The following is a 26,115-nucleotide window of genomic DNA, read 5'->3' as shown; positions in this document are numbered from 1 at the left end:
CGAAGTCAACCGACAGCGCTTACCCCGCGGCCGCGCGGACGTCTTGACTCGCACGGCCGCTTGCGTCGACCGCGCCGCCGAACCCTCGGAAAACCGGCATCACTCCGCGGCCGCACGCACCGCATCGCGCAGCGCCATCGGCGACGCGCCGTAGCGCTCGCGGATCGCGCGGCTGAAGTGCGCCTGGCTCGAAAACCCCCAGCGAAACGCGATCTCGCCGATGCGCGTCTTGCGCAGCCGCGCATCCGTCAGCTCACGATGCGCGTGCGACAGCCGTTCCGACCAGATGTGCTGCGTGATCGACTCGCCTTCGGCCGCGAAGAGGCGGCCCAGATGCCGCAGCGACAGCCCGACCGCATCGGCGACGGCCTGCGGCGCAAGTTCCGGCTCGCCGAGATGCGTCGCGATGTACTGCTTCGCGGTCAGCAGATACGACAGCGACGCGCGCGACGCGCCCGCACCGTTCACTTCGGCGTCGATGAGCTCCGCGATCAGCGTGCGCGTGTGCTCGGCGAACCGCGCGGCGTCGCGCTCGACCGGCGTCTTCATGAATCGCTCGACGCTCGCGCGCAACGTCGCGCCGAGCATCGCGCCCGCGCCCGGCTTCGGCGCGATCCGCAGCGGCAGCGCGGCGAGTTCCGCATCGAGCCGATCGTCGAATGTCGCGATCGGGATATCGATCAGCAGTTGCCGCATCGGCGTCAGGAATCCGAACAGATACGGCACGCGCGTGTCGTAGACGACGACATCGCCGGCTTCCGCCAGCAGGCATCGATCGCGCTGGATGAAATACGCGCGCCCGCTCACGATCTGGCACGCGAACAGCGACTCCTTCGGCAACTGGCGCACCAGCGCGGGGCTGCGCTCGATCACGTGATCCTGCCCGCTGATGTCGGCAATGCCGAGGCCCGGCAGCGCGATGTCGGTCTTCTCGACGTCGAGCCCGGCCGGCGACAGCGACGAGCAGCGCAGGCCGACCAGCGTCGCCGCGTTGAACGCATCCCAGTACGCCATCCTGTCGCGCGCCGGCACGTCGGCCGTCGAGCCTCGCGTGCGGGAAAAAACGGTCGAATTCGTCACGTCGCCTCCTGCTGGCGCCTGTCGTGCGCAGCGGCACGGATTGGGGGATGGTCCGTCTGGTTTTTGGTGCGATGCAATGTCCGGCGCGGTCAAGCAATTCGTCCAGCCCAGTCAAGAGCGGCGCGCACCGGCTGGCTAAAGTCGAGCCCACGACACCCATACACCAGGAGACACACCGTGGTCGACAAAGCCGTATCCGAATTCTGGCAAAACATCCCGGCGATTGCCAATCCGTTCAAGCCCGATGCGCTGCCCGAAGCCTACATCCCGAACGCGGCCACCGATGACGAACGCTATTACGTTCCGTTCACCGAAACGGTTTCGTCGCGGCCGCTGTGGATCTCGCCGTCGCAGAACAAATGGTGCGACATCCTGATGGCGAAGGAAGCCGGGCTCGTGAACCGGCACTATCACCCGCACGAGGTGTTCGCGTACACGCTGTCGGGGAAATGGGGCTACCTCGAACACGAATGGACCGCGACGCGCGGCGATTTCGTGTACGAGACGCCGGGCGAAGGCCACACGCTCGTCGCGTTCGATCACCCCGAGCCGATGCGCGCGTTCTTCATCGTCAAGGGTCCGCTGATCTGGCTCGACGACGCCGGCAATCCCGACGGCTACTTCGACGTGCATTCGTACATCGCGATGTGCAAGACGCATTACGAGAAGGTCGGCCTCGGCGCGCAAGCGATCGAGAAGCTGTTCCGCTGACGCACGGCGAGGCTCGCGATGATTTCCCCGTCCTCCTCCCGCCCCGCATGGACGTACGAGAACAGGCTGCTGCTGATCCTGTTCATGACGTTCGGCTTCGTGTTCTTCGACCGCCTCGCGCTGTCGTTCCTGTTTCCGTTCATGTCGGCCGAGCTGCACCTGACGAACACGCAGCTCGGCATGGTGTCGTCCGCGCTGGCGCTCACGTGGGCGCTGTCGGGCGCCGCCACCGGCGCATGGTCCGACGCGCGCGGCACGCGCAAGCCACTGCTGATCGCGGCCGTGCTCGGCTTTTCCGTGTGCTCGGCGCTGTCGGGCCTCGTCGGCGGCTTCGCGAGCCTGATCGCGTTTCGCGCGCTGATGGGCATCGCCGAAGGCCCCGTGCTGCCGTTGTCGCAATCGCTGATGGTCGAGAGTTCGACGCCGACTCGCCGCGGGCTGAACATGGGCCTGCTGCAAGGCTCGGCCGCCGGCCTGCTCGGCGCGATGATTGGCCCGCCAGTCGTGATCGGCATCGCCACCGCATACGGCTGGCGCGAGGCGTTCTACGTGTCGTGCATTCCGGGCTTCCTGATCGCGTTCTGCATCTGGCGCTGGGTGCGCGAAGTACCGCCGGGCGGCGTGCGCAACGCGCAGGCGGATATCGCCGCGGCACCGGCCGCCGGCGGCGCGGCGGTCAGCCGCTGGGCGCTGCTGAAGGAACGCAACATCCTGCTGTGCGTGCTGATCAGTTGCTTCTTCCTCACGTGGTTCGTCGTGATCATCTCGTTCGCGCCGGTGTTCCTCGTGGAAAGCCGCCGTCTGTCGCCGTCCGACATGGGCGTCGTGATGACCTGCCTCGGCGCCGCGTGGGTGTTCTGGGGCTTCGCGGTGCCGGCAATCTCCGACCGGATCGGCCGCAAGCCGACGATGATCGTGTTCGCGCTGATCGCGGCCGTGTGCCCGGTCGCGCTGATCCACGTCGGCTCGGTCTGGGTGCTCGGCGCGCTCGTGTTCGTCACGTACACGGGCCTCGGCTGCTTCACGCTGTTCATGGCGACGATCCCGGCCGAAACGGTGCCGCCGCACGCAATTGCGAGCGCGCTCGGGTTGATCATGGGCGCCGGCGAGCTGATCGGCGGCTTCGTCGCGCCCACCGTCGCCGGCTTCGCGGCGGACAGGTACGGCCTGCAGTTCGCGATGTGGACGTCGTCCGCCGGCGCGATCCTCGCGTGCGTGCTGTCGTTCGGCCTCGTCGAAACCGCGCCGGCCGTGCTGCGCAAGCGCGCGCTCGCAGGCGCCGCCGCCGGCCGCCTCGATGCGCAGAACCTCGGAGGACGCTGACATGCGCGCACTTCAATGGCATGGCCCGCGCGACGTCCGTCTCGTGGAAATCGACACGCCGCGCGTCGGCCCCGGCGACGTGCGCATCGCGGTCGCGTATTGCGGCATCTGCGGCAGCGACCTGCACGAATATGCGGACGGCCCGCACGCGATTCCGGTCGACACGCCGCATCCGCTGTCGCGCCGCACCGCGCCGCTGACGCTCGGCCACGAGTTCTGCGGCACCGTCGTCGAAATCGGCGAAGGCGTGACGACGCTGCGCACGGGCGACCGCGTCGCGGTCGAGCCCGAGTATCGCTGCAGCCAGTGCGCGTATTGCCGCTCGGGTTCGTACAACCTGTGCGTGTCGATGGGCTTTGCCGGACTGATGGGCGACGGCGGGATGGCCGACTTCGCGGTCGTGCCGGCCTACATGCTGCACCGTCTGCCCGACGGCGTGAGCCTCGAACAGGCCGCGGTGATGGAGCCGGCCGCCGTGGCGCTGCACGCGCTGCGGCGCGGCGAGCTGCGCCTCGGCGAGACCTGCGCGGTGTTCGGGCTCGGGCCGATCGGCCTGCTGCTGATCATGCTCGCGAAGCTGCAGGGCGCGACGACAATCGTCGCCGTCGACGTGTCGCCCGAACGGCTCGCGGCCGCCACCCGCTTCGGTGCAACGCATGCGTTCGATGCGCGCGGACTCGATGCGTCCGCCTTGCAGGACGCGATTCGCGCGGCCACGGGCGGGCTCGGCGTCGATACGAGTTTCGAAGCGGCCGGATTGCAGGCCACGTTCGAATCGGCGATGCGGGCACTGCGCAAGGGCGGTCGCGTCGTGATGGTCGGCCTGATGCCGCACGCGGGTTTCGACGCGTTTCGCGCAGTCAACGACGAGCTGACCTTCACCGCGAGCGTCGGCTATCGGCATGCGTACGAAGACCTCCTGCGCATCGTCGCGTCGGGCGCGCTCGACCTCACGTCGATCGTCACGCGCACCGTCTCGCTCGAGAATGCCGTCGCCGACGGCTTCGACGCACTGCTCGCCGACCGCACACAGATCAAGATCCTCGTTTCACCCGCGCAGCGGCCGGCCCGTCGCGCCTCCACCACCGGGAGTGTCGAGCATGAATCGTCAGTGGGCGTTTGACGGGCAGTCGGTCGTCGTGACGGGCGGCACATCGGGCATCGGCGCACGCACCGCGCTGCGCTTCGCCCAGGCCGGCGCATCGGTCGTCGCGCTGGGGCTCGACGCGGCCGGCCCGCATGCACCCGTGCATGCCGGCATCCGCTGCGTCGAACTCGACGTGGCCGACGGCGCCGCCCTGACGCGCACGATCGCCGCGCTGCCGCTGCTCGACGTGCTCGTCAATGGCGTCGGCATCAGCCGCCACGCGGACGAGTACCGGTTGGACCAGTTCGAGCACGTGCTGAACGTGAACCTGACGTCGGTCATGCGCGCATCCGACGCCGCGCGGCCCGCGCTGGCGGCGAACGGCGGCAGCATCGTCAATATCGCGTCGATGTACACGTACTTCGGCAGCAAGGACCGGCCCGCATACAGCGCGAGCAAGGGCGGCATCGCGCAACTCACGCGCTCGCTCGCGCAAGCGTGGGCCGATCGCGGCATCCGCGTGAACGCGGTCGCACCCGGCTGGATCGACACGCCGCTCAGCAGCGCTCTGATGGCCGACACGCAGGCGTCGCGCCGCATCCTCGAGCGCACGCCGCTCGGGCGCTGGGGCACGGCCGACGAAGTCGCGGAAGTCATCCTGTTCCTGTGCTCGCCCGCCGCGTCGTTCGTCACCGGCGCGATCGTACCGGTGGACGGCGGGTATTCGACGGTCTAGCGCGCCCGCGCGCGGCGCATCGGCGGATCGAAGCAACCTGCCGATGCACGTTGCGCGGCGCTCTTCGACTGTCGCCGAACCGGGGCGCCCGGCTCTGGTTCCTTCATATCAATCAGTAGTCCGACAAAAAATGTCCGACTCGATCGGACCATGTGAGGAGCATCTGGAGATGACGAAAAAGACCTTTCTGGCACTCGCGGCCTGCACGCTTCCGGCCGCCGCGCTCGCCCAGAGCGGCGTGACGATGTTCGGGCTGATGGATGCCGGCATCAGCTACGTCGGCAATCAAGGCGGCCACGGCGCCGCGAAATTCGACGACAACATCTTCTTTCCGAACCTGCTCGGCTTCGAAGGCAAGGAGGATCTCGGCGCGGGCACGCGTGCGATCTTCCGGCTCGTCAACCAGTATTCGCTCGGCAACGGCTCGATCATCGGCGGCGGGCTGTTCGCGCGCACGGCCTATGTCGGGTTGCAGAACGACCGATACGGCACGCTGACACTCGGCAACCAGTACGAGTTCATGGTCGATTCGCTGGCTGCCGGCGGCAACGAGATCGCGCAGGACCTCGTCGGCCTGTACGGCTTTCGCAACGGGCCGTTCGACCGGCTCGCGCTGCCGAACAACCCGACCGGCGCGTTCGATTGGGACCGCGTCGCCGGCAGCAATCGCGTCGCGAATTCGGTCAAGTACACGAGCCCGTCGCTGTCGGGCCTGACCGTCGGCGCGCTGTACGGCTTCGGCAACATCGCGGGATCGATCGGCGCGAACAACACGGTCAGCGCGGGTGCCAGCTACGACAACGGCCCGTTCGGCGCGGGCGCCGCCTATACGAACCAGAAATACGGCGCGGCCGGCGGACTGCCGCCCACCAGCGTGCGCAACTGGGGCGTGGGCGTGCACTACACGGTCGGCACGGTCACCGGGAAGGCGCTCTTCACGAGCGTGCACAACGCGCAGAATGGCGCGGGCGCGTGGTCGGCGGAAGCCGGTGCCGCGTGGCGGCCATCCCCGATATGGGTGATCGGCGCGAGCTACACGTACATGAAAGGCAACGACACGCTCGACAACGCGCACGCGCACCAGTTGCTCGCTGCCGTGCAGTACTGGCTGTCCAAGCGCACGATGGTGTACGTCGCGGGCGTGCATCAACGCGCAAGCCGCGGCAGCCACGCGCAGATCAACGGCGTGATGGACGCGAACGGTGCATCGAGCGGCGCATTGCAGTCGATCGCGCGGATCGGATTCAGTACGCGGTTCTGATCCGGCGCGGGCCGCCGGCGTTCCGGCATCCGCGCGGCAGACGACGAATGCGCGCCGCCGGTTCGGCCGCTGCATTCGTCCGTCGTCCTTCACGTTTCACTCGGCGATCGAAGGCCGCGGGGCCGGAAGCCGATGCCATGACGGCGGCCGCTCCCGAACTAATCGCCGGCACGCTCCGCCGCATCGACCTCCTTGGCGAAGGCGAACAGCAGCTCGCCGAGCCGACCCGGTTGCTCCTGCTGAATCCAGTGCCCGGCGCCGTCGATCAGCTCGATGCGACTCATTCTCGTCGTCGCCTTCGTCCTCATCAATTCGAGCGCGCCCGGTGCCGAATAAGTACCCCAATCGCTCTTTCCGCCAATAAAGAGCGATGGGACATCGATCGTCTTGCCCGAAAACAGGCGCAACTCGGCGTTCAGATCAGGATCGGAAAAGACGCGATAAGCCTGCAGGGCGCCTTGAAATCCCGTGCGGCCATACTCCGCCGTGTACACCGCGAGTTCCGGTTCGGTGAGCCATTTGCAGGCCCGGACCTCGGCGGCGGACGGCTGGAATGGCGCGACGGTCTGGGGCATCGTCTTGCCGAGATCCATGACGTAATAGGTGGGCATTCGTGCAAACTCCGTGGCGGTCCGCGCCTTCAACGGATACGGCTGGTTTCCCGGCCAGTCCGCGCTCTTGACATGGAAGAACGCACGAAGAAAGGCGTGCAGGCCTTGAGGCGGGTGCCACATGTCGTCGTTCGCCTGCCGTGTGCTCAGGTATTGCTGGTAATACTCCCGCGGCGGGTCGAGCGATGCCAGCGCGGCCGCCAACTTCTGGTTCTCGGTGTTCGGATGAGCCGACGGTGCGTCGCTTTGCGCGGTGTTGAACGGAAGGGCCGGCGGACCGGGGAACGGTGCGCTCATCAGCACGACCGACGGAAAGACGTCCGGTCGCGCCAGCGCGCAATAGGCCGCGACCGGCGAGCCGAGGTCGTGCCCGACGAGCATCGTCGTGCGCCGATATCCCAACGCCGAAACCAGTCCGAGGGCATCGCGCGTCATATTCAGGAGACCGAATGGCTCCAGCGGGGCGTCATAGTCGTTCACCCAACCGGTGGTGCGCCCGAAACCCCGCTGATCGGGCGCAACGACGTGATATCCGGCGTCAGCCAGGATCGGGAGAAGGTGTCGCCAACCGTAAGCCAGATCCGGAAAGCCGTGCAGAAGCAGCGCGAGCGGCCGGCCGGGACTTTCGTAACCGGCCTCGAGAATATGGACATCGAGGCCGTTGACCCCATGGATCATGCGTGAGCGAACCCCGCCGGGAAGCGTTCCTTCACCATATGTCGACGTGGCCAAATCAGTTCCTCCCTGAGGGGTTGCGCGGGCCGGTCGAAGTAACGCCGCAACCAGGCCGGCCGCGCCCATCGCCAACATCGCTCGTCGGGATGCCGATGGCTTGATCGAGTTACGGGACATCGGTCATCTCCGATATATGGCGATCACCATACTATGGTGATCGACATAGCGGCGTCAAGCGGAACGTGGTAGGTTGTCGGCATGACACGCAAGACTGACGCGCGCGCTCGCGCCATTGCCACGGCAGAGCGACTATTCCGCATCCAGGGCTACACTGCGACCGGCTTGACCCAGATACTCGAAGAAAGCGGCGCGCCTAAAGGGTCGTTCTACTTTCATTTCCCACGGGGCAAGGCGCAACTCGCAGAAGAAGCAATCGACAATTATGTTGCGAAGCGAATGGCTGTATTACGGGATATCTCGGCGAGTACGGCGGGCAATGCGCTGAATTTCGTTCATCGAATTTTCAGCGCGTTCGCGGCCGAAATGGTCGCCTCCGATTTCCAGTATGGATGTCTGATGCAGAATCTCGCGAATGAGCTGCCCGCGCTCGACGCCGAGCTGACCCAACGCGTGGCGCGTGGATTTGCCGAATCGACCGCGATTATTGCCGAGCATTTCAGGGGGTGCGGTTTCACTCCCGCGCGCGCATCCTCCGCCGCGGCCGCATTGGTGGCCGCCCTCGAAGGCGCACGAACGATCGCCCGCCTGGAACGCACGCCGGCTGTATTCGAAGCGCTGGCAGAGGTCAGCGTCCAAAGGTGGGCCGCTCCGGAGCGGTGATCCGGTCCGATACTCGTTGCCGGACCACCACGATCGGTTTGCTTCGGCTCGAGCAGAGCAGGTCACGCATTCTCTCGACTGCGGGCATTCGGGTCGCGCCGAGGCAGCCGGTCAACTTGAATGCATGGAGAGTGGGCATGCAGAAGCAACCGAAAAAGGCCAAGCAGGTCGGCCCGCCGGCGACCTCGAGGCTGAGCCGGTCGTACGGTACCGCCGATTTTGTCGACGCGTTTTCGGTGGAGTTGCCGGCGACGGCCTGCAACGACGCAGAGTCTCTCGCGCGATACATCTTTGCAGGACAACCCCAGTGGATCGCCATGCTGCAGGGAGTTCGCGACATGGCCGTCCGGCCCTTCGGCCTTAAAACGACGATCGACCTGAAAGCCGCGAAGGACGACCGGCTCAGTATTTTCCGCGTGTTCGAACGGCACGAAGACGAGATCATTCTGGGCGAGGACGACGCCCATCTCGATTTCCGCGTGTCGGTTCTCGTGCAGCCTGCCGCCGAGGATCGGCCCCGGCAACTGATACTCACGACGCTCGTCTTCTACAATCGTTTGCTGGGCCGCGCCTATCTCGGCGTGATCGCGCCTTTCCATCGCCTCGTCGTGCGAGCCTCGCTCGACCGGGCACAGACGCTCGGATGGCCCGACCGGTAGCGGCAAAGACGAAGCGTCGCGATCCGTTTCCAGCGGATCGTCACACGCTTGCTCGCCGCCGCCGGCAGGCACCCGTGGCCGATGCCATGTGCGTGGCCGCCATTCGCCACCGTACGAAAGCATCGGCAATACCAGCCAGGAAAAAAAGCCTTTCAGCCGAGCGCCAGGACTTCATGAACACCGTCGACCAGATGATCACCGCCAGGGACGCGCATCCGCACGGAGATGCAGGCGTTTTGGCAGATGTACGGTTGAAGCGCATCGGCGGGGCAAGATGGCGCGCGCGGCTGCTGGCGCTGTCGATCGTCGCCGGTTGCGCCCCCGTGTCAGCGAGCAGTGCGGACATGCAATTCAGCGGACCCGACATCCCGCTGGAGCAGGCGATCGAGGCCGACGATCCCGCCGCCGTCGCGATCGCGATCGCCGGCGGGGCGTCGGTCAATGCGCGCGGCGCCCGCAACGTCACGCCGCTCGAATTCGCCGTCGCCATCCATCGCAAGAAGGCCGCCGCAGCGCTGATCGCGCACCATGCCGATCCGAACCTGCGCGATGCCGACGGGGACAGCGCGGTTTCGCTCGCGGTCAATGCCTATCGGCGCGATCCGTCGCTGCTCGCGATGGTGCTCGATGGCGGCGGCAATCCCAATGCGGTGCGCCCGGATGGCGATCCGGTGATCGTACGTTTCCTCAACGATCGCAACCTCGACGCGATCACCTATCTGCACGCGCGCGGCGCTGATATCGATGCAGAGGTCGACGGACAGCCGATGGTGGTGGATGCTGCGTGGGGCGCGGACTGGGATGTCGTATGGCGGCTGATCGAGCTCGGCGCCCGTACCGATACGCCCAAGGCAGCGGCCGGCCTGGTCGAGACATTCAGGATCCCGGGCGCCACCTTGCCCGACAGCCCGGTCTATCCTTTCAAGGTGAAGGTATGGGTGCATCTGAAGGCCCAGGGCCTCGATCCCGTGCCGCCGGCGGGAATGGTGCGTCCATGACGGTCGGTGAACGGCCATCTCGGCGCGCTCCGCGTTGGCGCAGAGCACGCCGATATCGCCAGGTTCGCTACATCAAGTCGATGGCGGCAGAATCGCCCGAGGCGGCGATCACCTCGAGCTGCCATTTCGCGGAGGGCCTGGCGATGCGGCCGGAGCGGTCGAGCCCTTCCATCAGCGCCCACCAGTTCGGATCGTCCTGCCCGAACTCGACGCACGTGCCGTCGTCGAAGCGCAGCATCAGGACAACGATGTCACCCACGAAGATGTCGCGCAGTTCGGCCCGCGCGCCGACGAGCGCAGCGAAGGGCAGCCGCTTTTCCGTGCCGTTCGGGGAAACCAGCCGCACGCCGTCGGTCTCGATGTACCTGGCTGGCTCATGGCGGCGGGCGAAGCGGGTCAGTCGTGCGTTGATTCGATCAATCCAGCCCATCTTCGGATCCATGTGTCGCTGACCATATCTGACGCCGCCGTAGCGGCCGGTGCTCACCCCGACATTTTACGGTTCGCGGTCCGAGCGATGTCTCGCTGCATCAAAGGTTTTTGCTCCGAAGCCAGGCGCGGATCGCTTCGATGTGCCGGGCCTTGCATTCCAGCGGTAACCAATGCCCGGCCGGCATCGTCGTCACGGTCAGGTCCGCGCATGCCGCACGCATGGGGTCGCCCTGGCGATTTCCGGTGATGCTGCAAATCTGATCGAATTCGCCGTTGACGAACAGCACCGGCTGCGACAGACGGCCGCCATCCGGCGCGCTGCGTGCGTAAGCGAGGTTGGCCTCATCGTTCAGATACCACGCGCAGGCGGGACGGAAGCCATGCGTATCGAACGACGCTACCAGCGCTTCAAAGTCCGCCGGCGGCCACAGAGCCGGATCGGGGGGAGTCGGCGGCGCACGATGCGCGGCACCGAAACGCCCTCCATTGCGCGTGACGCCCGCATTCGGCGACACCTTGCCAATGCAGTCAGGGTCGCCCGGTCGAAAAATCGATGCCAGCGATGCTGTCCGGTCGGCATCCAGGTCGGCCACCGCCGCGTCGAAATGCGTCGTGTAGTAGCGGTAGTAGTCCCACTGGCCATCGGGATACGCGTCGACAGGATAAATCGTCCGGTCGATCAGTGGAACGACGGTGCTCAGCGCGTGTCCGTCGGGTTGATATGCCAGCGACGTCAGCACGACGCCACGGCTGCGCTCGCGCTCATGTGCGGACAACTCGGCGGCCACGACGCTACCCCAGTCGTGCCCCACCCAGATCGCGGGCTCGCCGCCGAGATGATCGTGGAGTTCGGTCATGTCCGTCACAACGGCCTCGATGGTATAGGCGTCATTGACTTCAGGCGCAAAAGAGCCGCCGTAGCCGCGCAGGTCCGGCGCGACGCAGTGCCAGCCGTCGGCGGCAAAGGCTTCCATCTGGGCGCGCCACATCAAGCTCAAGCTCGGCCAGCCGTGCAGAAAAAATATCGGCGGCCCGTCGGCCGGCCCGCTCTCGAGATAGTGCGTCGGCCGACCCGTCATGTCGAGCGTGCGCGATACCAGCGAGTGTCGAGATGTCTCCGTCATGATCCGAGGCTCCGGTTGATTTCAGCGGTTTGCCGAAGGTGAAAGGGCTGCCGTTCGCCGAGCTACTTGCGATCGATCATCAGCGCCACCCCAACCAACGCGATGCCGCCGGCAATCAGCTTCACGCGCGTCAACGGCTCGTGCAGCAAGAGCGCCGAGAGACCCAGCGCGATCACCGGCGCCGCATAGTTGAAGGTGTTGGCGAGCGTCGTCGAGACCTGGGCGTTGAGCGTCAGGAACACGGCGTAACCGATCAGCGTGCTCGCCACGACGAGAAACGCGAGTGCAGCCCATGCCGCCGGCGATACGCGCGCAAGGTGCGTCGTCGCAGCGATCCCCGACACGGCGACGATCGCGCCGAGCACCGCACCGGCCGATATCAGCTGTATCGCCAGGCCGATGACGGGGTCGCGAGGCAACGCCAGTCGCGGCGCAAGCAGCGACCCGGCTGCCCACGCGGCCGTCCCGGCAAGCGCAAGTGCGGCGCCCATCGGCCGGAAGTCGCCGCCGGTAGCAGAGGTCCAGCCCATCAGCGCAAGACCGGCAAAGCCGATGGCAACCCCGGCGACCTGACGGCCGCTCAGCGGCCGATGAAACACCGCCCATGCGAACAACGCCAGAAAGAGCGGCGAAGACGAGCCGAATATCGCGGCCACCCCTGCCGGCAGAAAATGCGTGCCCCAGATCGCGAGCGCCTGACTGGCCACCAGCATGGTGACGCCGATCAACGCCGCACCACCCGTCTCGCGGACCGACGCAGGCGAACGGCGCCAGCGAGCCAGCGCGAAAGGCAGAACGACCAGCGCCGCAAGCGAGAAGCGCAATGTCGCCACCATCAGCGGATGCAACGCGTTCCCGGCGACCTTGAAAGCCAGGAAATTGGCTCCGTTGTAGAACCATTGATAGCCGACGGTGAGGCCGACCCAGCCGCGACGTGCGCTCCAACTGGCATGGGTCGTGGTTGCGGCCGTCACGGGCTGCCCTTCTGCCTGCCGAATGCGGCGATCGTCGCGTCCTTGCTGCGGAGGCACAGGCTCCTGAAATGCTCGATATAAGGGGCTGCCATGGGACTGTTTCCGTCGATGACCTCGTATGCGATTGCTTCAATGCTAGCGAGCGCTTCGTTATCCCGATAATATGGAGTTTCTATCGCCGTTATCCATCTATTGAATAACGGCGTTACGCCTGCTTTACTGCTGCAATGGATCGAGCCGGAACTCACGGAGGCGCCAGTGGACTCCCGTCTTATCGAGTACTTCTTGCGTGTGGCCGAACTCGGCAGTATCAACAAGGCCGCCATCGACTTGCGGCTCTCCCAGCCGGCGCTGTCGCGCCACATCGCGCTGCTCGAGCATCAACTTCGCGCGAAGCTTTTTACGCGAACGCGGGGCGGCGTTCAGCCGACCGAGGCCGGCATGCTGCTGGTGGAGCGAGCAAGACCCATTCTTCGTCAGTTGACCTCCTTGGTCGAGCAGGTCGGCGACCGCGCCGCGGGCCAGTTGGCGATAGGCGTTGCGCCGTCCTGGCGCAACCTCTTCACATCGAACTTCGTGGCGCGGCTGGTCGCCGACTATCCGCGCGTGAGGCTTCGTGTTCACGAGGGCGTGAGCCACGAGCTGCGCGATGTCATGCATTCCGGCATGCTGGACCTCGCTATCGTCCCGTTCGAAGCGTCGCCGCCGCAGGGCTATGTCCATACACCACTCGTTCGTGAGCCCCTCATTCTCGTGAGCGCCAGGGACACCGGCTTGAGGCCCGACAAGGCGGTGCCGCTGTCGCGTCTCGGCGATCGCAAACTCGCGCTGGCGGGAAAACAGAACGTCATCCGCTCGACCATCGAGCACGCGATGCTCCGTCGCAACGTCGAACTCGACATCCTGTTCGAACTCGATGCGATGCATCTCTCGATGGAACTCGCCCGGCGCGGCATCGCCGACACCGTCACGCCATGTTGCGCGGTCAGCGGCAATGCGTTCTGGGAAGAGTCGATCTCGTGGAGTCCGATCCGGGGCGCCTACATCACCTGGGCGCTCTGTGAAAATACGGCGCGCTCGCATTCGCAAGCGGTGCTCGAAGGGAAACGGATGATCGTCGGGATGGTCGGCGAAATCGTCGACAGCCGAACCTGGCACGGTGCCGAGCGCCTGAACGCGAATATCGACCCGCTGTCTGTGGAAAGGAGCGGTTGAGTCCGCAAGCACGCTGCCGGCGCGTGTGAGCAGCGTCCACGGGAAGCCGTGTAGGGTCGCAAAAAAGGTGGTCTCGACGGTCCATGCAAATCAATGACTTGGTCATCTTTTCTGCGAATTTCCTCGCGTAGGAGTGGCAGAAAAGGTGGCCTTTCCCTACAAAATCCGCAGAAAAGTTGGACTCCGTTTGGACGGCGCCCCATAACCCTATAAGAATCAAAGATTTGCGCTGATTCTGGGTCACGCAATCTCATCGTTGTCACAAGGCCCAATCGGCTCCCCCTAAGCCGCATCCGTGCTTTCCTTACTCTGTCAGCTTGAGATATGCAGGCCGAAGCAGCTGCGCATGTGCTACAAATGTGCATATGGTGTGCAACCGGACACCCTCATGGAATCCGACATTACCGGCAGGTCCGGCGATTTCGCCCAATTCATGGCGTCATTGAGAGAGCCGACAAGCATCGCTCCGATCATCTCGGCAAGACGTTTCGCAGTTGCCTTGCACATCGATATGCAGACGCTCGCGCGGCTGGCCCATGTACACCGCAACACGGTGAGCCGCCTGGAGGGCTCGGAGAGCGTCCAGAAGTTCCTTCGAGAGGCGCTTCGGATCATCCGGGCGGCAACCGATATCTCAGGTGACGTGCAGAGCGCGCTCTTCTGGTATCGCAATGATCCGTTGCCAATCTTTGACTACAAGACTGCCGAACAGCTTGTATCGGAGGGACGTACAGAGGACTTGCTGCGCTATATCACATCGCTTGAAGCAGGCGCCGCCGGATAAGATTGAGAACACCCGTTGCGGGTCTGCCAAATAGCAGCTAATCACGAGCAAGCTCGTCGATCGGTCCGAGCTACTCCGGGCGCTGCCGACGACGGCAAGAGAGTTTTGCTGACATGCCGCAGGCTGTGCCCGCAAAACCTTAAGAGTGACGCGCCAATACTACTAAACGGTCTCGCCGGCAGCTTGACTGCGGCTATCTCGCCTCAGTGATTGGGGGCAGACTCCATACCCGCGTACGAACACTTCACGCAAATGGCGCCGGTCACGGAATCCGGTCTCGCGTGCGATGATCTCGAGGGAATGCCGGCTGCATTCCACCATGTTCCTCGCGACCTCCAGACGAAGTTGCTCGATCGCCTTGGCCGGAGACTGACCAGTCTCGGAGAGGAAAATGCGCCCGAACTGCCGCGTGCTGAGATGCGCGGCCTTTGCCAGATCATCGACGCGCAGCGGCTTCGACAGATTCTGACGCGCATACGCCAGCGCCATCTGGATTCTGTCCGACTTCGGTGCGAGTTCGAGCAGTTGCGACCGCTGCGGCTGTCCGCCGGAGCGCCGACGCTCCATGACGAGCACGCGCGCGACCGAGGTCGCGATATCCGGGCCGAGATCCTTCTCAACCATGCCGAGCGCGAGGTCCATCGCCGCGGTAAGTCCCGCTGACGTCCAGATGGACTCGTCGACGATAAAGATGCGATCGTCCTCGACTTGTGTGAGAGGGTAGCGTGCTTTCAACGCTTCCACATAGGCCCAATGCGTGGTGGCACGTCGCCCGTCGAGGAGGCCCGCTTCCGCCAGTGCGAAAGCGCCGGTGCATAGTCCCGCGATGCGTCGCGAGCGCGCGGAAGCATCGACGATCAATTCGAGCTCGCTGGCGGGCGTGACGTGATTGGTCGGATCGATCACGCCGCTGATCATCCACGTGTCCGCGGCAGTCCGGCTGTTCATCGCTTCGGTTACGACCGAGACACCCAGGGACGAGCGAATCGGCCCCCCGGAAACCGAATAGTTCGTCACCTGATAGACACGTTCGCGTGCTAGCACATTCGCGAACTCGAATATCGTTTGCGTGCCGATGGCCATGACCTGAAATTCGTCAGTCAGCAAATAGCCAATCCGATGCATCTTCGCCACCGTCCGTCGTGTCCGAAAAAATGATTATAAATGTCGTTGGAAAAGCACGCTGACCGCGCGGATGATAAGCATTCGATTCAACGCACTGCCGAGCATGCAAACAGCCATGTCGCCGGGTCGCGGAACCGCCGTCGTAAGCAGGGCGCTGTCGATCATAGGCGCCGCTTACGCGGAGCATCTTGCGAAAAACGGCTATGACCTTGTTCTGATCGACGAGATTCGGCCGCTTCTCAACGAGATGGCCGACGAACTGACGACGCGCTGTCGCCGGGCCGTCGAGGTAGTCGTGGTCGATGGCGGATCGGACGTCGACCTGACGGGCGTCCGAGCGAAGATCGATCAGGATGCAAGCATCGTTCTGGTCGTCAACGTCATGGACGGAAATGGCTGCCCGCTACTTTCCGGCGAGCAGGTCAACGCGTTGATCGAATTTATCGGGCCGGATTCCGCAATCACCTGCGCAGCGATCGGAAAGTTTTCGTCGCGACGGGGTGACGTGAACGTGTATGCCGCAGGCGTCCTGATTACGGCATCCGGGCAGGTAGATGATTTGCCGCGCCTCGTTTAGCGAGGAAATTTATTTACTGAATGACTGGCTCAAACAGCGGACATATATATGGCTCATGTTTCTCAAAGCACGAATGCCACGACCCGATTTGTCGAGGTCGCAGGCCGGCGTCTCGCGTATCGCACGTTCGGAAGCGGAATACCGCTGGTGCTTTGCGTGCGATTTCGCGGAACGATGGACTCGTGGGACTCCCTGTTCCTGGACAGTCTGGTCGAGCAAGGCTTCCAGGTTACGACGTTCGACTACAGCGGTCTCGGCCAGTCGAGCGGCGAGCCGACCTATAGTCCGGCGTCGCTCGCCAAGGACGCGATCGATTTGATCGCCGCGCTGGAACTCGGCAAGGTCGTGATCGGCGGATGGTCGATCGGCGGCATGGTCGCGCAGATCGTATTGGCCACCGCGCCTCGATTGATCAGCCACGCGGTGCTGATCGCGACGACGCCGCCGGGCCCGCTGGTCAAGCCGGCAGACCCGCTGTTTTACGAAATGGCGAAACGCGAAAACGACTTCGAAGACTTCGTCTCACTGTTCTTCGAACCGGCTTCGCCGGCGAGCCGCGCCGCGGCCGAAGCGTCCGCGCAGCGACTCGCGACGCCGCGCGCGGATGCCAGCCCGCCGGTACCGTACGAATGGGCAGGGAAACAGCTCGGAGACGGTCCGAAAAATCCCGCGTTTCCGGCAGATGCGGTGCTCGACGCACTGAAGTCGACACCGATTCCCGTTCTCCATATCGGCGGGGATCACGACATCGTCTTTCCGGTCGAGAACTGGTACGCGCTCAACGGCCAGTTGCCGACGATGCATCTGGTGACGTTCCCGCGTGCCGGGCACGGCCCGCAACTCGAACATCCGCGATCGACCGCTCGGCATATCGCCGCATTCGTCGGCGCGACGTCGTAGCACGCGCATACGCGATACGGTCGACCGCGGCGCGGGCGTTGCTCGCCAGCGCCGCGAAAACATGACGATGCCAGTCGCTTCGATCCGACAACCCGATATTTCGATTAGGACAATTTAATGAACGACTTGATCCAGTTGGCACTGGACGCCGCGGGTGGGCTCGACCGCTTTCTCGGTTTCCGGACAGTCTCCGCCCGCCTCCATCACACCGGCGCGTTGTGGCCGCTGAAGCAACGGGACGGTGTACTGACCGATTGCCGTGTAACGGTCGATCTTCACGAGCAGGGCGTGTCGCACGAGCCGTTCGCGCCGACCGACGCCCATTCCGTCTATACACCATCTCGCGTCGAGATCCGGCGTCCGAACGGGAGCGTCATCGAGACGCTCGAGCAGCCTCGCGCCTCGTTCGACGGGTACGAGATGGAGACACCGTGGTCGAATCCGCAACTCGCCTATTTCGCCGGCTACACGATGTGGACTTACCTGACGTCGCCGTTCCTGCTTCGACACGACGGTATCGACGCGCACGAAATCGACCCGTGGACCGTCGATGGGCTCACGTGGCGGCGGCTGCGAGTCGAATTCGCGCCGTCCATCGCGACCCACAGCGCGACCCAGACGTTCTATTTCGATGCCGACGGCCTACTGCGCCGTCACGACTATGAAGTCGACATCCAGGGGCGCAATGCCGCGGCTCGCTACATCAGCGATTACGTCGACGTGCAAGGCATCCGGGTGCCGACCCGCTTTCGCATCTACCCGCGTACGCCCGAGAACGTCGCGCTGCCCGAGCCGCTGATCGTCGGCGTCGATCTGTCCGATTTCCGCTTCGAATAACGGAGGGCACATGGAACAGCAAACGACTTACCGCGCCGCGGTCGTAACGGGCCCCGGCCGATTGAGCATTGTCGAGCGGCTGGTGCAGCGCCCGGCATATGGGCAGGTTCGCATTCGCGTCGAGGCTTGCGGCGTCTGTCATTCCGACAGCGCGACCGTCGAGCGTGCGACGCAGGACGACGCGGCTCAGCGCGTGCCTGGCCACGAAGTCGTCGGGCGGATCGACGCGATTGGCGAAGGCGTAGCCGGCTGGGAAATCGGCCAGCGCGTCGGTGTCGGCTTTCTCGGTGGCGAGGATCGCGTATGCCCGTCGTGCCGGCATGGCGACGCCGTCAACTGCGAGAATCCGGTCATCACGGGCATGACGGTCGATGGCGGCTACGCCGAAATGATGCTGGCCGAGGCCCGCGGTCTCGTCCGCGTGCCCGAGGAACTGGATGCAGCAGAGGCCGCGCCGCTACTGTGCGCCGGATTGACGACGTTCAACGCACTGCGCAACGCAGGCGCCCGCGCGGGCGATGTCGTCGCGATTCATGGAATCGGCGGGCTCGGGCATCTCGCGGTCCAGTTCGCGAACCGCATGGGCTTTCATACCGTCGCGATTGCACGCGGTGCCGACAAGCGCGCGCTTGCGCTGGAACTCGGCGCGCGCCGCTATATCGATGCGAGCGTCGAAGACGTCCCGGGCGCGCTGCGCGCGCTGGGTGGCGCCAAGGTCATCCTGGGCACTGCGCCGACCGGCAAGGGCATGTCTGACGTAGTGCCAGGGCTGTCACCGCGCGGCAAGCTCGTCGTCGTGGCGGTACCGGGCGAGCCGATCACGTTGAACGCGCTCGATCTCGTGTTCGGCGGCCGCTCCGTGGCGGGCGCGTTGACGGGCACCGTCGCGGACAACGAGGAGACGTTGTCGTTCGCGCAGCTGCAGAACGTGCGACCGCTCGTCGAAACGTTCCCGCTCGACCACGCACAACTGGCGTATGACCGGATGATGCGCGCGGAAGTCCGCTTTCGCGCGGTCCTCGTGATGAATGACGAACCCAACGGAGCCGCAGCATGAACACACTCGCTCAAACGATCATCGACGCACACGGCGGGCTGACCCAGTGGCGCAAGTTCACCCGCGTTCGCGCGAACCTGGTGCAGGACGGCGTCCTGTGGCCGTTGAAGGGGCAAGCCGGCATGCTCGACCGTACGTCCGTGACCGTCGCGACCGACCGCCAGTGGGCTTCGCACGCGCCGTTCGGAACCCTCGCCGCACGCAGCGATTTCACGGGCGGGCACGTTGCGCTGCTCGACGGTAACGAGCACATCCTGGACGCACGCGACCAGCCCCGCGCGTCGTTCGCCGGCCACGTGCTGGAAACCGGCTGGGACGCATTGCAGCTCGCGTTCTTCGCCGGCTGCGCGATGTGGACGTATCTGAACACGCCGTTTCTTCTTGCCTGGGACGGCGTCGAGTCCGAGGACGCAGGGCAATGGCATGAACGCGGCGAGACCTGGCGAAAGATCGTCGTGCGTTATCCGGCTTCGCTCGAAGTGTTCAGCAAGGTCCAGGCGATCTACGTCGGGTCCGACCATCTGGTCCGGCGCCTCGACTACGACGTCGAGATTGCCGGCAACACACCGGGCGCGCACTACGTCGATGGCTATACCACGGTTTCCGGAATTCGCATTCCGACCCGCCGGCGGATCTATCCACGCCAGCAGGACGGCACCTCGGTCGAGCAACCGCTCGTCGTGTCGATCGACCTGCACGACATCACGCTACTTTGACATCGACGAACGCGCGACGCGCGTCGAAAGGACTTGCAACCATGAATTCTACGATCCGGGCCGCCAACGCGCCGACGCAATATGTGGACGCGGCGGGCGTGCGCTACGCGTTTCGCCGGTTTGGTCGCAGCGGCCGCGTGCCGCTCCTCTGTCTGCAACACTTCACGGGCACGCTCGACAACTGGGATCCGGCGATCGTCGATGCGCTCGCAGAGGATCGCGAGGTGATCCTGTTCGACAACGCAGGCGTCGGCGCATCGGGCGGCGAAGTGCCGACGACGATCGCCGGAATGGCCGAGCATGCGATGCGTTTCATCGACGCGATCGGCCTGACGAGGCTGCATATTCTCGGGTTTTCGCTGGGCGGCTTCGTCGCGCAGGAAATCGCGCTCGCACGGCCGGCCGCCATCGGCCGCCTGATCCTTTCAGGCAGCGCGCCCGAAGGCGGAGAAGGCGCGGGCATGGACCGCCCCGAGCTCGTCGCGATCTACACGAACGGTGACATGCCGATGAACGAGAAGCTCAAGCGCCTGTTCTTCCCCGCCACGGCCGACGCTCAGGTCGCCGCCGCGGCGTTCATCGACCGCCTCGAGACGCGCGGCACCGAGCGCGACACGCCGGCGGGCGCTGCGGTGGCCACGGCACAACTGCAGGCGATGATCGCCTGGGCGAACTGGCGTGGCGACGTGCGCGGGAAACTGGCGGGCATCGCGCATCCGGTGCTCGTGACCAACGGCGACAACGACATCATGATTCCGACGAAGAACTCGCTCCTGCTCGCCGAGGGCTTGCCGAATGCGACCTTGATCGTCTATCCGAATTCCGGCCACGGCGCGCTGTTTCAGTACGCATCTGCGTACGTATCGCACGTGCGCGTGTTTCTGGATGGCGCATGAACGCCGCCACCCATCTTTCGTCATGAGGACTGCTTCATGAAAGCCATCGTTTATACCCAAGCCGGCCTGCCGATCGATGATCCGCAGTCGCTGTACGAAGCCGAACTGCCCAAGCCGGAACCGGGGCCGCGCGATCTGCTCGTGCGGATCGACGCCATCGCGGTCAATCCCGTCGACCTGAAACTGCGTCAGGGCGTGCAGCCGGGCGAGCCTCGGATTCTCGGGTGGGACGCGGCGGGCACGGTAGAGGCGGTCGGCGGCAGCGTCGAACTGTTCGCGCCGGGCGACCGGGTCTGGTATGCGGGCGACATCACGCGGCCGGGCAACTATGCGGAATACGGCCTCGTGGACGAGCGCATCGTGAGCCGCCGGCCGGCTACGCTATCGGCGGCCGACGCTGCTGCGCTGCCGCTGACCGCCATTACCGCGTGGGAGTTGTTGTTCGATCGCCTGCATGTCGCGGAGGGCGGCGGAGCCGGGCAAAGCCTGCTCGTGATCGGTGCTGGCGGCGGCGTCGGCTCGATCCTGATCCAGCTAGCGCGCAAGCTGACCGCGCTGACGGTCGTCGGTACGGCGTCGCGGCCGGAAACGCAGGCGTGGGTCGCCGGGCTAGGCGCGCATCACGTCATCGACCATGCAAAGCCGCTCAAGTCGCAACTGGCCGTAGCCGGTATTGAGCAGGTCGATCACGTGATCAGCCTCACCCATACCGACACGTACTACGCGCAAATCGTCGAGATCCTGAAGCCCGAAGGCCAGCTTGCGCTGATCGACGATCCGGCGACGCTCGATGCGATGCCGCTGAAGCGCAAGTCGATTTCTCTCCACTGGGAATTCATGTTTACGCGGTCGATGTATCGCACGCCTGACATGATTCGCCAGCACGCGCTGCTCGAGCGCGTCGCCACGCTGATCAACGACGGCGTGCTGAAGAGCACCGTCGGCGAACACCTCGGCAGGATCGACGCCGCCAACCTGCGCCGTGCGCACGCATTGCTCGAAGCCGGCCGCGCAAAGGGCAAGATCGTGCTGGAAGGCTTCTGAGGCCCCTCGACGCATTCCTCACTCATTCCGGGAAGACCATGAGCACCATCACCACACAAGACGGCACGCAAATTTTCTACAAGGACTGGGGCGCAGGCCGTCCGGTCGTATTCTCCCACGGCTGGCCGCTCAACGCAGATGCGTGGGACGCGCAGATGCTGTTCCTGTTGCAACACGGGTATCGCGTGATCGCACACGACCGCCGCGGTCACGGACGTTCGGACCAGCCGTCGCAAGGCAACGACATGGACACTTACGCCGACGATCTCGCCGCGCTGCTGGACGCGCTGGATCTGCGTGAAGCGACGCTGGTGGGCCATTCGACGGGCGGCGGGGAAGTCGCTCACTACATCGGCAGGCACGGCACGAATCGCGTCGCGAAGGCGGTGCTGATCGGTGCCGTGCCGCCGATCATGCTGAAGACCGACGCGAATCCGGGCGGCCTGCCGCTCGACGTATTCGACGGAATCCGCAAGGGCGTCGCCGACAACCGCTCACAGTTCTACAAGGATCTCGCGATCCCGTTCTTCGGCTTCAATCGCGCCGATGCCCAGGTGTCGCAAGGCACAATCGACGCGTTCTGGGCGCAGAGCATGACCGGTGGCATTCACGGCCAATACCAGTGCATCCGCGAGTTTTCGGAAGTGGATTACACCGAAGACCTGAAGAAGATCGACGTGCCGACGCTGATCCTGCACGGCGACGACGACCAGATTGTGCCGATCGAAGACTCGGGCCGGCTGTCGGCCGGGATCGTAAAGAACGCGACGCTGAAGGTCTACGCGGGCGGATCGCACGGAATGTGCGTGGTGAATGCGGATCAGGTCAACGCCGACCTGCTCGCTTTCCTGCAGTCGTAACACGCGGCGTTTGGCCGGCGCGCGACGACGTCGACGGCGCTCTGCCAGGTACGCCGCTCCCGCGGCGTAGGCCAGCTTTTCCTACCTTCTCCTTCGACCTGCGCGTCGACATCGGATCATGAATTCCAACCTTCTCACGAATGCCGCCGGCTCGCCCGTCGCGGACAACCAGAACTCGATGACCGCCGGTTCGCGCGGCCCCATGATGCTCCAGGACGTATGGCTGCTTGAAAAGCTCGCCCACTTCGACCGTGAGGTGATCCCGGAGCGCCGCGTGCACGCAAAGGGCTCCGGCGCGTTCGGCACCCTCACGGTGACGCGCGACATCACGCAATACACGAAGGCGAAGGTGTTTTCGCGAGTCGGCACCGAGACACCGCTGCTCATCCGTTTCTCCACGGTGGCCGGCGAACGCGGCGCCGCCGATGCCGAGCGCGACGTGCGCGGCTTCTCGATCAAGTTCTACACCGAAGACGGGAACTGGGACGTCGTCGGCAACAACACGCCGGTCTTCTTCATTCGCGATCCGCTCAAGTTTCCCGATTTCATCCACACACAGAAACGCGACCCGCACACGAACCTGCGCAGCAACATCGCCGCGTGGGATTTCTGGTCGCGCCACCCCGAGTCACTGCATCAGGTCACCATCCTGATGAGCGATCGCGGCATTCCGAAGAACTACCGGCAAATGCATGGCTTCGGCTCGCATACCTATTCGCTCGTCAACGAGAACGACGAACGTTTCTGGGTGAAGTTCCATTTCAAGTCGCTCAATGGTGTCGAGCACTATACGAACGACGAAGCTGCTCAGGTCGTCGCGCACGACCGTGAGAGCGCACAGCGCGACCTCATCGAGAACATCGATCATGGCAATTTCCCGCGCTGGGCGTTCCGTATCCAGGTGATGCCCGAGGCCGATGCGGCTAAGGTGCCGTACAACCCGTTCGACATCACGAAGGTGTGGCCGCATGCGGACTACCCGCTGATCGACGTCGGCGTGATCGAGCTGAACCGCAATCCACAAAACTACTTCGCCGACGTGGAGCAGGCCGCGTTCACGCCGGCGAACGTGGTGCCCGGCATCGGCTTCTCGCCCGACCGGCTGTTGCAGGGCCGCCTCTTTTCGTACGGCGACACGCAGCGTTACCGGCTGGGCGTGAATCACCATCAGATTCCGGTGAACGCGCCGAAGTGCCCGGTCCATTCGTTTCATCGCGACGGCGCGATGCGCGTTGACGGCAATTTGGGCAGCACGGTGAACTACGAGCCGAACAGCTTCGGCGAATTCGCGCAGGACCGCAACGCGCCCGAGCCGCCGCTCGCGTCTGGCGCGGTGGACCGCTACGACCATCGCGAGGACGACGATTACTACAGCCAGCCGGCCGCGCTCTTCCGCCTGTTCGATGCCGGGCAGCGTGCGCGGCTGTTCGACAACATCGCCCGGCATATCGCCGGCGTTCCCGTGGAAATCGTCCAGCGCCAGCTCGACCACTTCCATCGTGTGGACCCGGCCTACGGGGCAGGCGTTCGCGACGCAATCGAGAAACTCGGCTCGCGCTGATGCGGCGAGGCAACTCCGTGCCGGCAGAAGTCCGTGCTTCGCCGGCACGGGACACCGGAAACTGCGTGCGGGCGATCTGCCGATTCGATCGCGCACGCTCCAGCGTTCATTGAAACGAAAAGGATCTCGAAATGGCAGAAACCAAACGATACGACTATCTGTTTCTCGGTGGCGGAAAAGGCGGCAAATCGCTCGCGATGGATATGGCACGCCAAGGTAAACGGGTTGCGGTAATCGAGCGCGGCATGATTGGGGGATCCTGCATCAACGTCGCCTGTATCCCGAGCAAGGCGCTTATTCATGCGGCGCGCTCGATGCAGGTGTGGCGGGAAGCTTCGAAGCAATCGGAGTTGTCGGCGAATATGGAGCGCGTGTCCGAAAGCGTTAGGTCCGTGGTGGGCGGCATGATCGAGATCAATCGCCGCGCGTTCGAGCAGTCGGGCCTCGACCTCGTCATCGGCGCCGGCCGCTTTGTCGGACCGCGTACGATCGTGGCGCGGTCCGACGACGGGGCCGAAACCGTCTACAAAGGCGAAAACGTCTACATCAACACCGGCACCGTGGCGGCCATGCCCGATATCACCGGGCTGCGCGATGCGTATCCGCTCACCCATGTCGAAGCATTGCGCCTCGACGTGCTACCCGAACACCTCGTGGTGCTGGGCGGCGGCTACATCGGCCTCGAGATGGCCCAGGCGTTTCGTCGTCTTGGCAGCCGGGTCACCCTGCTCAGCGATACGCCGCGCGTCGCGATGCGCGAGGACGAGGATGTCAGCGTGGTGATCCAGCAGACGCTTCTCGAGGACGGCATCGAGCTTAGGCTCGGCACGAAGATTGTTGCGGTCCACGGCAGAAGCGGTGCGAGCGTCACGGTTGATTTCGCCGACGGAAGCTCCGTGACCGGTACGCACCTGCTTGTGGCCGCCGGGCGCAAGCCTCAGACGGATGCGATCGGGCTGGATCTCGCGGGCGTCGAGACAGATGCACGAGGCTTAATCAAGGTCGACCACCGGCTTGCAACCACAGCCGAGCGCACCTGGGCAATCGGCGAGGTCGCCGGCACGCCGATGTTCACGCACGCGTCGTTCGACGACTACCGCGTTCTCAAGGCGGGTATCGAAGGCCGTCCGGCGAGTACCGAAAAGCGCATCATCCCCTATGCGCTGTTTATCGATCCGGAACTGGGCCGCGTCGGCTTGAACGAATCAGAAGCAGATGCCCTGAAGATCGACGTCCGTGTGGCGAAGCTGCCGATGACGTCGGTGCCGCGCGCGCGTACCGACGGAAAAACTCGGGGTTTCATGAAGGCGCTGGTCGAGCCAGATACCGGCAGGATCCTCGGATTCACGATGCTGGGTACCGGCGCTGGTGACGTGACGACAGCCGTGCAAATGGCGATGCTCGGCGGACTGCCTTATATGGCCGTTCGCGATGCAATCATCGCGCATCCCCTCATTTCCGAGGGGCTGAATTTGCTCTTCGCAACTTTACCGTAACACCCAATTCTGCATAGGCCCACCTACCAGTCGCTCAAGTTGCGTTGCCGCAGGCGGAAAAAGCGCGTTTGCCTTCCGTGGCCTCGTTCACATGAGCAGCGTTTGACCGCTCGTCGGCGAAATTTGAGCAGATTTCGCCGGTCGTGCCTGACAAGGGCCAGCGCTGAGCCCTAAGCTAAGACCTACGCTCGGCGCTTTCTACTACGTTCATCGCGTCGATACGAAGGCCACGACGAGTGTTCGCGCTTTGTCGATTCGATATGCAGAGCTTGGTTGGGTGATCTCGCCCAAGCATGTTCAGAACCTGAACTGAAAGTTGAGCGGCGGCAATAGTAGTGCGGCACGAAATAGTGCGGACAGTTTCACAAGATCCTTCGGCTTGTAGCGCAAGTCGTATGCCCTCGCTGCGAAAGGGCAGATTGAACCGCACCGGGAATCGTGGAGGCTGGTTGGTTTAAGTGCGGTGGACTAGACTAAATCTGACAGTGGTTGGTTTTTCATGCTGGCGCGCATTGGCGCGAAGGGTGTAGCCCGTA

At 64.5% G+C, this 26,115-nt stretch carries 26 protein-coding genes; 20 read left to right on the top strand and 6 right to left on the bottom strand.

The annotated features are described in order from the left end of the window. Positions 1 to 99: 99 nt before the first annotated feature. Positions 100 to 1,080, bottom strand: coding sequence for a helix-turn-helix domain-containing protein (locus WS61_RS22355; protein ID WP_059503543.1), 981 nt, complete (start codon positions 1,078 to 1,080; stop codon positions 100 to 102). A 177-nt stretch (positions 1,081 to 1,257) separates the two neighbouring features. Here WS61_RS22355 and WS61_RS22350 point away from each other — a divergent pair, with 177 nt between their 5' ends. The 5 genes from WS61_RS22350 to WS61_RS22330 all read left to right on the top strand — a co-directional run bounded on the left by WS61_RS22350 (position 1,258) and on the right by WS61_RS22330 (position 6,198). Further along, positions 1,258 to 1,791, top strand: a complete 534-nt coding sequence (locus tag WS61_RS22350) for a 2,4'-dihydroxyacetophenone dioxygenase family protein (RefSeq protein ID WP_059503541.1) — start codon at positions 1,258 to 1,260, stop codon at positions 1,789 to 1,791. Positions 1,792 to 1,809: 18 nt separating this feature from the next. Continuing rightward, positions 1,810 to 3,114, top strand: coding sequence for an MFS transporter (locus WS61_RS22345; protein WP_059503538.1), 1,305 nt, complete (start codon positions 1,810 to 1,812; stop codon positions 3,112 to 3,114). A 1-nt stretch (position 3,115) separates the two neighbouring features. After that, complete coding sequence (locus WS61_RS22340) at positions 3,116 to 4,237, top strand: 2,3-butanediol dehydrogenase (RefSeq protein ID WP_059503536.1); 1,122 nt, start codon at positions 3,116 to 3,118, stop codon at positions 4,235 to 4,237. Further along, positions 4,215 to 4,937, top strand: coding sequence for an SDR family NAD(P)-dependent oxidoreductase (locus WS61_RS22335; RefSeq protein WP_059503534.1), 723 nt, complete (start codon positions 4,215 to 4,217; stop codon positions 4,935 to 4,937). Before WS61_RS22340 ends, WS61_RS22335 begins: the two co-directional genes overlap by 23 nt. Before the next feature lie 169 nt (positions 4,938 to 5,106). Further along, entirely contained in the window at positions 5,107 to 6,198 is a 1,092-nt protein-coding gene (locus WS61_RS22330) for a porin (RefSeq protein WP_059503532.1), read from the top strand. Between the two features lie 158 nt (positions 6,199 to 6,356). Here the strand turns inward: WS61_RS22330 and WS61_RS22325 are convergent, their stop codons facing one another. After that, complete coding sequence (locus tag WS61_RS22325; protein WP_059503530.1) at positions 6,357 to 7,487, bottom strand: alpha/beta fold hydrolase; 1,131 nt, start codon at positions 7,485 to 7,487, stop codon at positions 6,357 to 6,359. Between the two features lie 255 nt (positions 7,488 to 7,742). Here WS61_RS22325 and WS61_RS22320 point away from each other — a divergent pair, with 255 nt between their 5' ends. From WS61_RS22320 to WS61_RS22310, 3 genes are all read left to right on the top strand, one after another. After that, positions 7,743 to 8,324 (top strand): TetR/AcrR family transcriptional regulator, encoded by a 582-nt coding sequence (locus WS61_RS22320; RefSeq protein ID WP_059503528.1) that lies wholly within the window; start codon positions 7,743 to 7,745, stop codon positions 8,322 to 8,324. Between the two features lie 137 nt (positions 8,325 to 8,461). Continuing rightward, positions 8,462 to 8,983, top strand: a complete 522-nt coding sequence (locus WS61_RS22315) for a DUF2867 domain-containing protein (protein WP_059503837.1) — start codon at positions 8,462 to 8,464, stop codon at positions 8,981 to 8,983. 173 nt (positions 8,984 to 9,156) lie between these two features. Next, positions 9,157 to 9,981: a hypothetical protein gene (locus tag WS61_RS22310; RefSeq protein ID WP_157692769.1), complete on the top strand. Its 825-nt coding sequence runs from the start codon at positions 9,157 to 9,159 to the stop codon at positions 9,979 to 9,981. Between the two features lie 67 nt (positions 9,982 to 10,048). On the opposite strand, the gene WS61_RS22305 is transcribed toward WS61_RS22310, so the two are convergent. The 3 genes from WS61_RS22305 to WS61_RS22295 form a co-directional block, all read right to left on the bottom strand. After that, positions 10,049 to 10,423 carry a hypothetical protein gene (locus WS61_RS22305; RefSeq protein WP_059793197.1) on the bottom strand — a complete coding sequence of 125 codons (375 nt, stop codon included), beginning with the start codon at positions 10,421 to 10,423 and terminating at the stop codon, positions 10,049 to 10,051. Between the two features lie 88 nt (positions 10,424 to 10,511). Next, on the bottom strand, positions 10,512 to 11,537 hold the full coding sequence (locus tag WS61_RS22300) for an alpha/beta fold hydrolase (protein WP_059503522.1): 1,026 nt from the start codon (positions 11,535 to 11,537) through the stop codon (positions 10,512 to 10,514). Positions 11,538 to 11,599: 62 nt separating this feature from the next. After that, positions 11,600 to 12,511: a DMT family transporter gene (locus WS61_RS22295; RefSeq protein ID WP_059503520.1), complete on the bottom strand. Its 912-nt coding sequence runs from the start codon at positions 12,509 to 12,511 to the stop codon at positions 11,600 to 11,602. Positions 12,512 to 12,769: 258 nt separating this feature from the next. On the opposite strand from WS61_RS22295, the gene WS61_RS22290 reads away from it, so the two are divergent. Both WS61_RS22290 and WS61_RS22285 read left to right on the top strand, forming a co-directional pair. Next, entirely contained in the window at positions 12,770 to 13,726 is a 957-nt protein-coding gene (locus tag WS61_RS22290) for a LysR substrate-binding domain-containing protein (protein WP_059503835.1), read from the top strand. A 388-nt stretch (positions 13,727 to 14,114) separates the two neighbouring features. Next, positions 14,115 to 14,510, top strand: a complete 396-nt coding sequence (locus tag WS61_RS22285; RefSeq protein ID WP_059503833.1) for a hypothetical protein — start codon at positions 14,115 to 14,117, stop codon at positions 14,508 to 14,510. A gap of 162 nt (positions 14,511 to 14,672) precedes the next feature. Here the strand turns inward: WS61_RS22285 and WS61_RS22280 are convergent, their stop codons facing one another. Continuing rightward, complete coding sequence (locus tag WS61_RS22280) at positions 14,673 to 15,635, bottom strand: GlxA family transcriptional regulator (RefSeq protein WP_059503518.1); 963 nt, start codon at positions 15,633 to 15,635, stop codon at positions 14,673 to 14,675. 103 nt (positions 15,636 to 15,738) lie between these two features. On the opposite strand from WS61_RS22280, the gene WS61_RS22275 reads away from it, so the two are divergent. The 10 genes from WS61_RS22275 to WS61_RS22230 all read left to right on the top strand — a co-directional run bounded on the left by WS61_RS22275 (position 15,739) and on the right by WS61_RS22230 (position 25,579). Further along, a complete protein-coding gene (locus WS61_RS22275; protein ID WP_059503516.1) occupies positions 15,739 to 16,212 on the top strand; it encodes a hypothetical protein in 474 nt (157 codons plus the stop codon). A gap of 48 nt (positions 16,213 to 16,260) precedes the next feature. Next, positions 16,261 to 17,112, top strand: a complete 852-nt coding sequence (locus tag WS61_RS22270) for an alpha/beta fold hydrolase (protein ID WP_059503514.1) — start codon at positions 16,261 to 16,263, stop codon at positions 17,110 to 17,112. 117 nt (positions 17,113 to 17,229) lie between these two features. Beyond that, positions 17,230 to 17,949, top strand: a complete 720-nt coding sequence (locus WS61_RS22265) for a hypothetical protein (protein ID WP_059503512.1) — start codon at positions 17,230 to 17,232, stop codon at positions 17,947 to 17,949. 10 nt (positions 17,950 to 17,959) lie between these two features. Beyond that, positions 17,960 to 19,006 (top strand): alcohol dehydrogenase, encoded by a 1,047-nt coding sequence (locus WS61_RS22260; protein ID WP_059503510.1) that lies wholly within the window; start codon positions 17,960 to 17,962, stop codon positions 19,004 to 19,006. After that, entirely contained in the window at positions 19,003 to 19,722 is a 720-nt protein-coding gene (locus WS61_RS22255; protein WP_059503508.1) for a hypothetical protein, read from the top strand. Before WS61_RS22260 ends, WS61_RS22255 begins: the two co-directional genes overlap by 4 nt. A 41-nt stretch (positions 19,723 to 19,763) precedes the next feature. Beyond that, the gene (locus WS61_RS22250; protein WP_059503506.1) at positions 19,764 to 20,618 is read left to right on the top strand and encodes an alpha/beta fold hydrolase; all 855 of its coding nucleotides are present in this window, start codon (positions 19,764 to 19,766) and stop codon (positions 20,616 to 20,618) included. A 36-nt stretch (positions 20,619 to 20,654) separates the two neighbouring features. Beyond that, entirely contained in the window at positions 20,655 to 21,662 is a 1,008-nt protein-coding gene (locus WS61_RS22245) for a zinc-binding alcohol dehydrogenase family protein (RefSeq protein ID WP_059503504.1), read from the top strand. Positions 21,663 to 21,700: 38 nt separating this feature from the next. After that, positions 21,701 to 22,522: an alpha/beta fold hydrolase gene (locus WS61_RS22240; protein WP_059503502.1), complete on the top strand. Its 822-nt coding sequence runs from the start codon at positions 21,701 to 21,703 to the stop codon at positions 22,520 to 22,522. A 118-nt stretch (positions 22,523 to 22,640) separates the two neighbouring features. Then, positions 22,641 to 24,083 carry a catalase gene (locus WS61_RS22235; RefSeq protein ID WP_059503500.1) on the top strand — a complete coding sequence of 481 codons (1,443 nt, stop codon included), beginning with the start codon at positions 22,641 to 22,643 and terminating at the stop codon, positions 24,081 to 24,083. 131 nt (positions 24,084 to 24,214) lie between these two features. After that, positions 24,215 to 25,579 (top strand): FAD-dependent oxidoreductase, encoded by a 1,365-nt coding sequence (locus tag WS61_RS22230; RefSeq protein WP_059503498.1) that lies wholly within the window; start codon positions 24,215 to 24,217, stop codon positions 25,577 to 25,579. Positions 25,580 to 26,115: the final 536 nt, after the last annotated feature.

Source organism: Burkholderia sp. ABCPW 11 (assembly GCF_001523445.1).
Lineage (GTDB): Bacteria > Pseudomonadota > Gammaproteobacteria > Burkholderiales > Burkholderiaceae > Burkholderia.
Note: the sequence above shows the minus strand (reverse complement) of the source record. Positions and strands in the feature narration are given on the sequence as shown.